Source organism: Xenorhabdus sp. PB62.4 (assembly GCF_014467285.1).
Lineage (GTDB): Bacteria > Pseudomonadota > Gammaproteobacteria > Enterobacterales > Enterobacteriaceae > Xenorhabdus.
This window is the reverse complement of record NZ_NKHR01000001.1, coordinates 105,256-118,093: the sequence shown is the minus strand read 5'-3', so window position 1 is coordinate 118,093 and position 12,838 is coordinate 105,256. Positions and strand designations below refer to the sequence as shown.

Below are 12,838 nucleotides of genomic sequence, written 5' to 3'. Positions count from 1 at the left end.
ACGATCTTTAGTCAGAATCAGATGCTATTTGGAAAATAAGCTATGCGCCATATTAAAAAATCGTTGTTGAAACTAGCGGCCTTGCTGTTTTTATTAAGCGCCACACAGGCCTATGGTGGGGCTTATGTGATGCCGGTGAATACGGTACCAAAGGGTGATCAAGCTACCACAACCATGGAAATTATTGAATGGACAGAGGAAGAGGGGATCCCGAATCCTTGTTATCAATGGGGAAGATGTCTTGTTGGCCCTGATGTGCAATATAAGAATAATCAGCCGGGTATGTACGGTTCTTGCGACATTGCCGGAGTATGCCTGACAGATGCACAAAAATACCCGACAACGGCAGACGTTATGCGGGCTTATAAAAAGACATTTGGAATTCCTAATCGGGTTACATTCGACATTATGACCGCAGATTCAGAATGTGTAGGTTTGTTTTATGTGAGGCAGACATCCCCTGGATATGGCCATGCTGAAAAATTCCCGAATTCCACTTGCAATAAAATGCCGCCTCCGCGTCAATTTTGTGAAATTTATCTACCTTCTGAAATTGCATACGGAGAATTAATTGCTTCAGAAGTGAATAATGCCAGCCGAACAATTAATGGTTACCTTCAATGTGCTCTGCCTAGCAGCAAAATACAATTGCACGCTAAATCAATTGATGGTGAGTCTAAAGTTTATTTTGATTCCAATAGACAAATGTATGCGACATTGCAAATTAATGACCAAGACGCAGAAAATGGGGTCAGGGTCACTGCCAGAAAAAATCATGAAAGGTCGCCTTTCACACTAAAATCAACACTGCACACAATCACCCCACCAAAAGCCGGTAAATATGAAGGCACCGCAGTCGTTTATTTAACTTATTTATAAATTGAGAGCAAAGATATCATGCACGTCAGTATGCTGGTAGGAAAAAGAATCCAAATGAAAAGGAAAGAAATTGGAGTGACAGCAGCAGAGCTGGCAGACAAAATTGGAGTTAGTCATCAGCAATTGTCACGTTATGAGCGAGGAACCAATAAAATCAGTCTGGAGCATCTGGTCGCTATTGCTATTGCTCTGGAAACGCCAGCAGACTGGTTTTTGGAAGATTGTTTTACTCCCCCTAAAGTGAATATGAATAATCAATATGCCTGTGTAGCGGAAACAATATTGGGATTATAAGGCAAGGTTTATATTGTTAATAAATAGAAAAAGATTAAGGCTTCAAAAAACTAAGCCATTCCTGAACAGGAATGGCTTTTTTCATTATCATCCTTCAACTACGTCTTTGGCAGGTAGTGATTGTTTAAATATTCATCGGAAAATATAAGGCAAGAAACTGCCAAATGGTTAACATTTAGTACCAAACTGTTAACTTCAATGGCTTCTTCTCTTTTAAACTCACGATCATTTTTAAGACATGAAAAATATTTTTCAACTCTATGATGAAGAACGTTAATTCTTGACGTTGAACTTCCATAAAATTACAAAAAATTCTATAGCTCCCTCCTATAATATTATCTAAAAAACTCACCCTGTATGAAAATTTCGCTATCGAAAGTATGAAAAACCATTTTGTATGATATTAAAGATATAATATATAAGATAAATTGGCTTTCATGGTTTAGTCTGTATGAGTTAACAGTTTGGTACTAAATGTAACCCTTTTTCTCTTCCCTCTCTGCCTCCAAATTCCATCAAAGCGACCCGCATTACTCGCGGTATACCTGACGGTATGGCGAATATTACGATGACCTAAATAGTCTTGAATCAATCGAGTATCGACTCCGTTATCCGCTAACGCATAACCACACGAATGACGCAACATGTGCGGATTCGCGCAAATCGCAATTTCTGCCTTGATACTTGTGTTCCTGATGATTTTATAGAACTGCTGCCGCGATAAAGGCTCGCCAGTGCGGGAGATAAACAGCCATTCACTCTTGCCGAATTTTTCATATTTCTTACGTATATTCATCCATTTACGTAACAATTGAATTTCACGTGAGACCATGGGATGGATTGTGGAAAAACCATTTTTCAAGCGATTAACACTCAAACTCCGGTCACGCAGGTCCACGTCAGACATACGTAGCCCAAGCAATTCAGAAACGCGAAAGCCATGGAGAAACCCCATAAAAAGCATACAGATATTACGCTCTGCATTTGCCCCTTTTTCTAATTCAGCCAGCAATTGCTCAATTTCGGATTGAGTTAAATATTTACGTTTTAGCATAATGTATTACTCACTGTGGTAGAAGGAATCATTGACCTAAAAAATAAAAAACCATTATATATAACTCGATAAAACACAATCATGAATGCAGGTATTAAAAATACATAGTAAACCATATGGTTATTTTTATATAAATCCAGTTTCATTTTCTCTTCCATAACAAACAAATATAAAATCGTTATCTATAACAAACATTTCATAAAGACAATTTATCTTTTTTATTATCAGCCACTCAGGAACTATCTCAATAAAGGCTAAGCTAATACATTAAAAAAACATCCCACCTGATACCGCTATTTATTTACAGACCACTATTTATTTCCAGACCACTATTTATTTTCAGACCACAATTTGAAGAGATAACCTCCTGTTTCCGGCCTTCATTCATGGCCTTCATTCATATTAACATGTAAAAAATGTAACGGGAGAAAAATCGCAAATGACAATGATATGAAAAATTTATTTCATAAATATGACAATCACATCAGAATGATTGTGTGGTTGAATTCTAACAAAACATTTGAAAATGGATAAATATCCAGTGATTTTTTGCGAGTCGCTTCGCAAAGAGCAACATTGTCGATAGCATATTAGTCAACTAAACGCTAGGGTAGATATCAATCATTAATCAAGAATGCGATACAAATGAAAACACGTATGAATTCGCGGTGCAGTGCGGGCGAAGTGCTGATAAAGTATCGTAATATATCCCAATAACACAAGGAACGTACAAATGAGCCTTCATGTTTCATTTCGCCATACTGACATTGATATCCCAGAATTAATCCTGAATGGCAGTGCACTCAGCGATGCTGGATTTACCGCGAATGAGTTATTTCATATCTCCCAATTTTCCAATGGAATCATCATCTCTCTTATTGATCCCAATGCAGATCTGGCGAGTTTGATCAACGAAGTGGAAACTAATCCATATGAAGGGATCGACAATATCCGCGAAAATGGTGAACTTTATATTGCAGGAGATTGGCTGACAATCAGTAACTTAGTAGAACAACCCATTAATATTGAGATGGAACCCGGCAAAATTATTCTTAAACCTAAGTTGATGGAAATGCTGGCTTAAAACCATTGTCATTAAAAAATTACCTTCTATCAATTAGCCGGAAATATTAAGAAGAATTCCGGCTTTTAATATTTCTACACGAATATTTCAGGCCATCTTACCCAGAACCTCATTTCAAATTCCATCAGCCTATTTGCCACCTGCTAAGTCAATGAAATTGCCTGTAACATACGATGATTCATCAGACAGCAGCCACGCAATGGCCTGAGCAATTTCTTCCGGCCGCCCACCCCGTTTCATGGGCAAAGAATCTTTGATTCGATCAACCCTTTCAGGTTCTCCACCATCTGCATGTATTTCGGTATAAATGAACCCAGGACGCACGGCATTTACCCTAATCCCTTGTGCAGCCACTTCTTGCGCCAAGCCAATTGTCATCGTATCAACGGCACCTTTCGATGCTGCATAATCAACATATTCATGAGGAGAACCCAGTCTGGCAGCAGCGGATGAAACATTAACAATCACCCCGCCTTTCCCACCATGACGAAAAGCCATTCTCTTGACCGCTTCACGGGCACAGAGAAAAGCCCCTGTGACATTAATTGCGAAGATTTCACTTAGCCGTTCTGCCGTCAACTGTTCGATGGTGGCCTGAGGTTTTAAAATTCCGGCATTGTTCACTAATCCAGAAATATAACCTAGCTCTTTTTCTGTCCGCTGGAACAAGGCCACCACTTGTTTTTCATCCGCTATATCCACCTGAACCGCAATTGCTGACTGCCCCAGGGAACGGATCATCTCCACGACCTCATAGGCTTCATCTTCACGGCTACGATAGCCAACGCAGATATGGTGCCCTAGTTTTGCCAGACAACATGCCGTGGCTTTACCAATACCACGGGATCCTCCTGTAATGATCGTCACCTTTTGCTCAATGCCATTCACCGCCATTCTCCCCATTTTTCGTGTTATTTTTTCACATCAAAACCTTGAATGTATACTAATTGAGTCGTACCAACCTGACGTTCAAACGATGGGATAGGCATTTGATTCCGTATTCATCAGGCAGTTTTAATATTAATTTGTTTTGTTTATATTTTTCAAATAGGTAAATTACCAGTCAAAAACCTTGCAGACTAAATACATTAATTACCTATAAAAGAGATTAACTAATTAAAAATAAACATATAAACCTAATATCACACATATATAATTATTTGTTCTTAAAAGAAAACATAAACCGCCCGTATATAAAAATATAAATATTCCCTATGTCAAATTTGCAATCATAACATTCAAAACTATACTCCAAACTGCAAGAGTATATTTCGGGTTGTAAGGACTCTAATCAGAGGACATATATGATGAAAAGCTTGAAGTTATCAGTTGCAGCATTACTGGTGTTGTTTTCAAGTGCCGCACTTGCAGCGCCTGCGGTATCAACCTCAGCCGAAACTGCGTCAAAAACAGCAACGGCAGTAGAACATAATGTGAAAGCAGCTAAAAATAAAGTTAACTCACCAGAAAAGAAAGTCACCAAAAAAGCAAAAAGCCAAAAAGCTGCTAAGAAGAAAAATAAATCTGTGAAAAAAGGTGCCAATACGGCTCTTTGTAAAGACGGAACTTATAGCAAGAGTAAATCTCGTAAAGGAGCATGCTCTCGTCACGGCGGAGTTTCTAAGTGGCTGTAATATTTCGTTGATTTTCCATCATGCACAATTAGGGAGCCGAAGCTCCCTAATTCTTTTCTGATAATCATCGCGTTTTTTAACCAGATATAATGGTATGTTTTAGATATTCTCATTTACTCCATTTTTAGTCATAAAAGCGGAGTAACGAACCATTTATAATATGACGCTATTATTCAGATATAAAATTGGGTATTTCACTTGATTTCAGCGAATAAGTAATTGGTTTATCCGCATCAAGATCAAAGTCATTAAAAGAAATACAACTTAATACCGGATAGGTATAAGAACTCACCCATAATTATAGATAAACATTAAATAACCAATACTATCCACCAGATAAAATCATAATAATCATTACACTTATTTACCATACAACGTAAAAAATATAGATATTTGTCAGTAGGGTGCTAATATTCGTTACAGAAACGAAACTTATGAATGACGAATAACAGTAGCCAGATATTGTTTGCTCTGCTAATATTCGTTTGTTTTTTATCCAGAGTAATAAAACGAGGAGAAGCAAATGCCCTCTCGAACGATGAGGACAACTGCGGTCTTCGCTTTCTTTATCTCATTAGTCTTTACCGGTCTGAGCTATGCCTCGACCAGTACCTCAAAAAAGGAAGAGTATTCTCACAATGGCATTCAGACAAACTTGCCTGATTTGCGAAAATACCCTTCAGGTACACCCCGGAAGAAAGCGTTTTTAAATGTTGTTGTCCCTGTAATTGACAAGCATAATCAAAAGATTATGCAGGATCGTAAATGGCTCCTGTCATATCAGAAAACACGTAACTGGTCTGTACAGGATATCAATCGATTAAAAAAGATCTGCATGGATTACAAAATGACCTGCAACTCACCAAGACAGGTCAGTTGGAATCAACTACTCAGCCGGGTTGATATTATACCGACCCATTTTGTCGCCACTCAGGCAGCAGCGGAATCCGGCTGGGGAACGTCAGAGCTTGCCCAGAAAAACAATAACTTGTTTGGTATGCGCTGTAGCTCTTGTGGTAAAACGAAAGGAAAAGTCAAAGGTTATTCTGTTTACCATACCATTGATGATTCTGTCGTTGCCTATATGAAAAACCTGAACACGCACCGTGCCTATGAGTCACTGCGTTCTTCGCGTGCAAACCAAAGGACAGCGCAGAAGCCACTGAATACCAGCAAACTTATCGATAACCTTAATGGTTATTCCGAACTGGGTGCTGGCTACAATCGCTATCTGCATCAGGTATTTAATGTCAATAAGCAGTTGATTTCACAGGTACAGGAATTCTCTATCCAATAATCATACGGATAAATAAACAAAAAGGCCAGGGAATAGCCAGTACAATAATCTCTCAATAATCCATTTTGTATTAATTGCAAAGTGGATTCTTTTTTTATCAGCCTCTCCTATATTACCTATTGTAAACATAGATAAATTCCATACTATAATGTGCCCCACAATTATATACCTTCTCCCAACGATAAATGGTTAGCCAGAGCCTAATATGAATTTTTTTTCTTTTGAGTTTCTTGGATCGTTTGTTATTCTGCTTGTTGTCTATTGGCTTTTGCAGAAGGCCCCCAAGCTACAGAATGGCTTATTAATTTTAGTTAGTTATTTATTTGTATTCTCTTTTTCAGCAAACTTCGCCTACATTTTATTCACCTATACCCTATTTATTTATCTCTTGGCGAATATTCTCAGTCGTTATTTATCCAACAAAGTCATATTCACTCTGCTGACATTCGGTATTCTCGGCTGTTTTATTGCCTTCAAATATTACTCTTTCTTCCAAGAAGCTATTCAGCAATCATTAGCCAATATTGGCATTACCGTAGATCTGCCTGTACTGGAATTACTGATGCCATTAGGGCTGTCATTCTATGCTTTCCATTCGGTCAGTTATGTTGTATCCGTATGCAAGAAGGAACTGCCTCCCGCTCCACTGCCCGATGTCATTTTGTATCTTTGCTTTTTTCCCAGTATCGTCGCCGGGCCAATTAATCGGGCCAAAGATTTTCTGCCACAAATTCAGGCAGTATCCAGAGTGATGCTGGAGCCTTTAAGAGCACTGCTATTGATCGCACTCGCTATCGCAAAACTCTTTTTACTCAGTGCAACGCTCTCTGAGAACTTTGTTAATTCCGTTTTTGAAGATCCAACCAGCTATCATGCCGGGCAAATTCTCGTGGCAATTTATGCTTACGCCTGGAATATCTATTTTAACTTTTCCGGTTATACCGATCTTGTCACTGGTATCGCCCTGCTATTAGGTTTCAACGTCCCACGCAATTTCGATGCCCCTTATCTTGCCGAGAATTTACAGGTGTTTTGGCGACGCTGGCATATCAGCCTGTCAACGTTCATCCGTGATTATGTCTACATTCCACTGGGTGGTAACAAAAAAGGCACATTCCACAAGAATCTGAATATGTTCACAGCCATGGTGATTTCGGGTCTATGGCACGGTGCCGGTCTCAGTTTTATTCTCTGGGGAGCGATTCATGGCTTAGGATTAATTCTGCAAAATATTAAAAATGCCCTGTTCCCCACGGCGAAAAAAAATAACGAATTACAAGCAAGGAATCCGATTTCATTATTTTTATCCCGCGTGGTGACATTCCATTTTGTCTGCTTTGCGTGGGTCTTTTTCCGTAGCCCAACGTTTAATGATGCGTTAGCTGTGTTAAATCAATTGTTCTCCGGGGATATCTTCACAGCACTGTTATCCAGCAGCACGCTATTAATGGCTTTTTGGGGATTCTTTATTATCTATCCGTGGTTGGTGAATCTCAGAAATAAAATTGAAAAAAATCATAACCTGATTTCCTGGGTTTATTATCCGATTCCCTTAGCCTTGATCCTTACTTTGGTATTTATATTGTCACCTTCTGGAATGCCAGGATTTATCTATGCCAATTTCTGAATTTATATCTAATCTTAAAAAAGTCGGACAAGTGATTTGTGTCGTTTCCGTAACCAGTCTGTTGCTCATCTGGCTGAATCAAAGTTCGTTGGAAAACTTCTGGCAGCAGAAATATCACCGCAATAGCCCTTGGGCATCTCTCAAGGGTGAGCCATTGTGGGATTTAGGTAATAATATTCAGCAAGGCTCACTTGCTGCTAGTGAGACATTCATGGCATATGCAGCAGGTAAATATCAAGATAATCACACACAAGCCATGAATAGTGACGGCACCCGAGCCGTATTTCCTCCCGATTTTCAAGTCGGCCTGCGCTTTCTTGAAGGTTATGTACATCCTATCGAGAATCTCTCTTTCGCATTTCCGGCATTACTGCAAAAGGATATTAAACTCGTTCAGACACCCTGGCTCCAAAATAGCCGGGGACAAAACCCTGTCATTGAAATTGTCCAGAAGACTCACGTTAATCTCGGCGTAAAAGATAAGGTGCTCTTTGCCGGTGATTCAATGATGCAGGGCGTTGCTCCGCATTTGAAACGTCGTCTTTATCAGGAATATGGTATTTCCAGCATTAACTTGAGCAAGCAAAGTACCGGATTATCTTATCCCGGGTTCTTTGACTGGCCGAAAACCATTAGCAATGCCCTGAGGGATAACCCTGATATTAAATTGGTCGTCATGTTTTTAGGCCCTAATGACCCTTGGGATATGCCAACAAAACGTGGAGGCCCTTATTTGAAATTCGCCAGTGAAGATTGGGAAAACCTTTATCGTCAACGAATTGAAGCTATCTTGCATGATGCCCGCCAGCATCAGGTAAATATCATCTGGGTTGGCCCACCTAATATGCGCCAGAAAAAACTCTCCAACAGCATGATTTACCTTAATAAATTGTATCAGACTGAGGTAACGAAAATGGGGGAAATCTATATTGCCGCTAATGATATGTTCAAATATAAGTCAGATAATTATTCAGATTATATTGGTGATGGCAGCAGTACGATAAAACTTCGGAGTGGCGATGGTATTCATTTCAGTTTGAATGGGCAACAAACCATCTCTAACTATCTATTTTCATTGATTACATTTAGTCAGGAGCCAGTTAAAGAAGATGCAACCATTTAGAATATTCCGTGGGTTTTATCGGATAATGGGGGCAGGGCTGGTTATTGCGCTCGCTACGAGCCTGTCATCATGCCACGATAAAAAACCCAAGCCCTCACCGGAAAACCAAATCACGCAGACGTACCGCCAACAACAACTGACGGATTTTGGTGATCCCAATTTCACACGACTGGCGAATAAACTGCGTTACAGCGATACTCGCCAACTTCATTTTGTACAATTGGGAGACTCACACACTGCCGCCGACTTTTTTACGGGCAAGCTGCGCAATTTATTACAGAATCGCTATGGCGATGCCGGACCGGGTTTTGTTCCTCCAATGAGCATTCCCGGACAGCGTAACGCCATAGTAAAATTTACTGAGGATAAAACGGGCTGGTGGCTTTCAAGCAGCCGTAAGGATAATCGGGCAGATTATCCACTGGGTGGGTTTATCGCCATCCCGGAAAGTCCCAACAGCACAATACGGCTAGATTTATCCCCTGCCAGACGTGATCAATATTGGATAAGCGCCCTCTATCAATCTCATGAAGCGGCTCAAATCAAGGCCAAACTTGCTTCAATGCGAGCATGGGATTTACCTGCAACAAACAGCGAATGGCGTTTCTCACCAGAAAAGAGCGTCACGTTTCCAATCTCGCTCTACCCGCAGGATACACAATTGAAAATCGGCGGCTGGCTGATAAAACGCCAAAGCCCCGGCATCATGTTATCGGCATTAGGCATTAATGGTGCCACCATTAATATGTTGGATAGATGGCAACCTCAATGGATCAATACATTGGCTCAAATGAAGCCGGATTTGGTACTTCTCTCTTACGGCACCAATGAAGCCTTTAATGATTCTCTGGATCTGGTTGCTTATCAGAACGAGCTGACATCCAAAATCAAAGAGATCCGCAAAACAATACCGCAGGCCGTTATCCTGCTGATTGGACCAAATGATTCATTGAAAAATAAAACTGCGGCAAGCTGTAGTGAACAGCAACCTGCGCTACTCAACGGCGTTATTCAAGTTCAGCAAGCCGTTGCCAAAAAACAGCACACCCTGTTCTGGGATTGGCGGGAATATATGGGCGGGCCATGTTCGATTATAGGCTGGGAACAGCAAAATCTTGCACGCCCTGATTATGTTCACCTTTCCGCTGCCGGTTATGAACGCAGCGCTGAGGCGCTTTATAAGCAGTTTATTGGTTTGGTTGAAAGATAAAACGTTCCCTATGGTTTACGTACAAGTCGAAAGAGTCTTTAAACGATACTTTTAAAGGTGCTATACTGAATAAAATTTCAACAAGGAGAGCTATATGTCATATCAAATTCTGACAACAACAGCAGCCAGTATTACCGATTTGAAACGCAATCCAATGGGAACAGTGGCTGATGGTGAAGGTGGTGCTGTTGCCATCCTAAACCGCAATGAACCTGCATTCTATTGTGTTCCTCCGGAGCTTTACGCGTATTATCTGGAACTTGCGGAAGATGCCGAATTAAATCATATTGCAGACGAACGCATGAAAGCCCCTGAATTCGTAAGCGTCAATCTCGATGACTTATAGTCTCAAATTTGAAAAACGGGCGCTAAAAGAATGGGGAAAACTGGGGCATCCCATTCGTGAACAGTTCAAAAAGAAATTGGCCGAACGTTTAGAAAATCCCCATGTTCCTGCGGCCAGATTGAGTGGTCGCAGCAATCGCTACAAAATCAAATTACGTTCTTCTGGCTATCGATTAGTATACGAAGTCAATGACAACGTGATTGTTTTATTAGTGATTGCTATTGGTAAACGAACAGGGAATGAGGTTTATTTAGCGGCTGACAAACGCGGATAACACTGGAACAGAGTAAAAACGGCACCTTAATCCATCATAAGGTGCCGTCAGAAATAGCTAAAAAAAACGTCAACGCATTACAGCATGACGAAATAGATCATGCCAACAACTGCGCCGGTTGTGCCGAGAATAGTTTCCATCATCGTCCACGTTTTCAAGGTCTGAGATTCTGTCGCGCCGGTAAATTTACCGAATAGCCAGAAGCCGGAATCATTCACATGGCTAAAAATCAAAGAACCACCAGCAATACATACTGACAACGCCGCCATTTGTGCACCGGAATACCCCAATTCACCAATCACTGGCATCACTAATCCTACTGTAGTCAAACACGCCACAGTGGCCGAACCCTGGATCACACGCACCGCACCCGCCAGAATAAAACACGCTAACGCGATTGGCAGACCCGCACCAATCAACGCATTCCCCAATGCAGGCCCAACGCCGGAATCCACCAGAATTTGTTTGAACACACCACCCGCACCTGTCACCAGCAAGATAATCCCCGCAGGTTGAATCGCAGCGGAACAGACATCCATCACTTTGTCTTTACTCATGCCCCGACGAATTGCCAGACCATAAATCGCCACCAAACAGGCAATCAAAATAGCGGTAAAAGGATGCCCTATGAATTCCAGCCATTGGTATAGCGTAGATTGCTGATCAACAAAACGCGCACCGATGGTTTTCAAACCCACCAATATCAGAGGGAACAACACCAGCGCCAGACTGAAACCAAAGGAAGGCATTTGGCTTTTGCCAATGCTCGGCGTGCTCAGATCTTTGGGTAAATCCAGTGTGACATATTTGCTGATAAAATTACCGTATATCGGGCCAGCCAGTAACATACCGGGGATCGCAGCGCTCAGGCCAATCAGGATCATCCAACCAAAATCTGCTCCCATTTGGGAAGCCAGCAGCATAGGCGTTGGGCCCGGCACCAAAAACGCAGCAGCGGCGGCTACACCAGCAAACAGAGGAAGCGCCAGTCTCACCACATTACCATTAGTACGACGGGCAACAGCAAACACCACACCAATCAACAGAACGACCGCCACATCAAAAAACAGCGGCAATGCACAGATAAGCCCGGCAATACCCAATGCGTAATTTGCCCGCTTTTCACCAAAACTACCTAGCAGTTTTACCGCTATCTGGTCGAGCGCTCCTGTTTCATGCAGGATCTTGCCAAACATCGCGCCCAATGCCACAACAACAGCGAGGAACCCCAACGTGCCCGCCATGCCGTTTTGCATGGTCTGGGTGATTTTTTCCAATGGCATCCCGGAAAAAATTCCCGCTCCCATTGAAACCAGCATCAGGGCAATAAAAGCGTGCATTCTGGCTTTCATCACCAGAAATAATAATAGAAGAACAGAGCCGACGGCCGTCATGACCAGAGTTAATGTACTCATGAATGTCCCTTGCTAATACGGTCAGTAGTTTTTATTGTGCGCTCGATAGATTGCATGGTGTTTTTGATCACGTCATCAAGAGCAGGTTTGATATCAATATGATGGACATCTGTCTCATCTCTGGTCGGCTCTTCCAGGGTTTCAAATTGTGAAATTAACATTTGTGGCTTGAAGAAATGTCCTTTGCGTGCTTTCAGGCGGCTTTCGATTAAATCAAAATCCCCTTTCATATAGAGGAATGACAGATTTTTGTTGCCATCACGCAGCATATCCCGATAGCTTTTTTTCAAGGCAGAGCACACAAGCAAGGAGACATGATTAGTACGCTGCATAGCAAAAATAGCGTCGTTGAGTGCCTTCAACCACGGCTGACGATCATCATCATTCAGGGCATGGCCTTGTGCCATTTTCATAATATTGGCGCGAGGGTGAAGAAAATCCCCATCCAGAAACGCAGCACCCAGTTCACGGGCAATACCGTTGGCAACCGCAGACTTACCGCTGCCGGATACCCCCATCAAGACAAAAACATGGTTTCGCTGTTGGGTATCGCTCATATCAAACTCCTTTATGCAGATCTTACTGCCTGGATCTCTGTGAC

At 41.5% G+C, this 12,838-nt stretch carries 14 protein-coding genes; 10 read left to right on the top strand and 4 right to left on the bottom strand.

Features of this window, described 5'->3' with window-relative positions:
- The first annotated feature begins 42 nt into the window (after positions 1–42).
- Complete coding sequence (locus tag Xenpb_RS00500; protein ID WP_187652609.1) at positions 43–879, top strand: pilus assembly protein; 837 nt, start codon at positions 43–45, stop codon at positions 877–879.
- 18 nt (positions 880–897) lie between these two features.
- Positions 898–1,173 carry a helix-turn-helix domain-containing protein gene (locus Xenpb_RS00495; RefSeq protein ID WP_099112492.1) on the top strand — a complete coding sequence of 92 codons (276 nt, stop codon included), beginning with the start codon at positions 898–900 and terminating at the stop codon, positions 1,171–1,173.
- A gap of 442 nt (positions 1,174–1,615) precedes the next feature.
- Here Xenpb_RS00495 and Xenpb_RS00490 read toward each other — a convergent pair whose 3' ends face one another.
- Positions 1,616–2,227 carry a tyrosine-type DNA invertase gene (locus tag Xenpb_RS00490; protein ID WP_187652608.1) on the bottom strand — a complete coding sequence of 204 codons (612 nt, stop codon included), beginning with the start codon at positions 2,225–2,227 and terminating at the stop codon, positions 1,616–1,618.
- Between the two features lie 733 nt (positions 2,228–2,960).
- Between Xenpb_RS00490 and Xenpb_RS00485 the strand changes: the two genes are divergently transcribed.
- A complete protein-coding gene (locus Xenpb_RS00485; protein ID WP_187652607.1) occupies positions 2,961–3,311 on the top strand; it encodes a SymE family type I addiction module toxin in 351 nt (116 codons plus the stop codon).
- Between the two features lie 129 nt (positions 3,312–3,440).
- Here the strand turns inward: Xenpb_RS00485 and Xenpb_RS00480 are convergent, their stop codons facing one another.
- Positions 3,441–4,190: an SDR family oxidoreductase gene (locus Xenpb_RS00480; RefSeq protein WP_368666790.1), complete on the bottom strand. Its 750-nt coding sequence runs from the start codon at positions 4,188–4,190 to the stop codon at positions 3,441–3,443.
- Between the two features lie 425 nt (positions 4,191–4,615).
- Between Xenpb_RS00480 and Xenpb_RS00475 the strand changes: the two genes are divergently transcribed.
- From Xenpb_RS00475 to Xenpb_RS00445, 7 genes are all read left to right on the top strand, one after another.
- A complete protein-coding gene (locus tag Xenpb_RS00475) occupies positions 4,616–4,945 on the top strand; it encodes a DUF3761 domain-containing protein (protein WP_255522976.1) in 330 nt (109 codons plus the stop codon).
- Between the two features lie 523 nt (positions 4,946–5,468).
- A complete protein-coding gene (locus Xenpb_RS00470) occupies positions 5,469–6,242 on the top strand; it encodes a protein bax (RefSeq protein WP_187652605.1) in 774 nt (257 codons plus the stop codon).
- 205 nt (positions 6,243–6,447) lie between these two features.
- Positions 6,448–7,869 carry an MBOAT family protein gene (locus Xenpb_RS00465; protein ID WP_187652604.1) on the top strand — a complete coding sequence of 474 codons (1,422 nt, stop codon included), beginning with the start codon at positions 6,448–6,450 and terminating at the stop codon, positions 7,867–7,869.
- Positions 7,856–8,992: an SGNH family hydrolase gene (locus Xenpb_RS00460; RefSeq protein ID WP_187652603.1), complete on the top strand. Its 1,137-nt coding sequence runs from the start codon at positions 7,856–7,858 to the stop codon at positions 8,990–8,992. The genes Xenpb_RS00465 and Xenpb_RS00460 overlap by 14 nt, the downstream gene beginning before the upstream one ends.
- Complete coding sequence (locus Xenpb_RS00455; RefSeq protein WP_187652602.1) at positions 8,979–10,202, top strand: SGNH/GDSL hydrolase family protein; 1,224 nt, start codon at positions 8,979–8,981, stop codon at positions 10,200–10,202. Before Xenpb_RS00460 ends, Xenpb_RS00455 begins: the two co-directional genes overlap by 14 nt.
- Positions 10,203–10,296: 94 nt before the next feature.
- Positions 10,297–10,548 (top strand): type II toxin-antitoxin system Phd/YefM family antitoxin, encoded by a 252-nt coding sequence (locus tag Xenpb_RS00450; RefSeq protein ID WP_187652601.1) that lies wholly within the window; start codon positions 10,297–10,299, stop codon positions 10,546–10,548.
- Entirely contained in the window at positions 10,538–10,822 is a 285-nt protein-coding gene (locus tag Xenpb_RS00445) for a type II toxin-antitoxin system RelE/ParE family toxin (RefSeq protein WP_187652600.1), read from the top strand. The genes Xenpb_RS00450 and Xenpb_RS00445 overlap by 11 nt, the downstream gene beginning before the upstream one ends.
- 77 nt (positions 10,823–10,899) lie before the next feature.
- Here the strand turns inward: Xenpb_RS00445 and gntU are convergent, their stop codons facing one another.
- Complete coding sequence (gene gntU, locus Xenpb_RS00440) at positions 10,900–12,237, bottom strand: gluconate transporter (protein WP_187652599.1); 1,338 nt, start codon at positions 12,235–12,237, stop codon at positions 10,900–10,902.
- Positions 12,234–12,794, bottom strand: coding sequence for a gluconokinase (gntK, locus tag Xenpb_RS00435; RefSeq protein ID WP_187652598.1), 561 nt, complete (start codon positions 12,792–12,794; stop codon positions 12,234–12,236). Before gntK ends, gntU begins: the two co-directional genes overlap by 4 nt.
- Positions 12,795–12,838 lie beyond the last annotated feature (44 nt).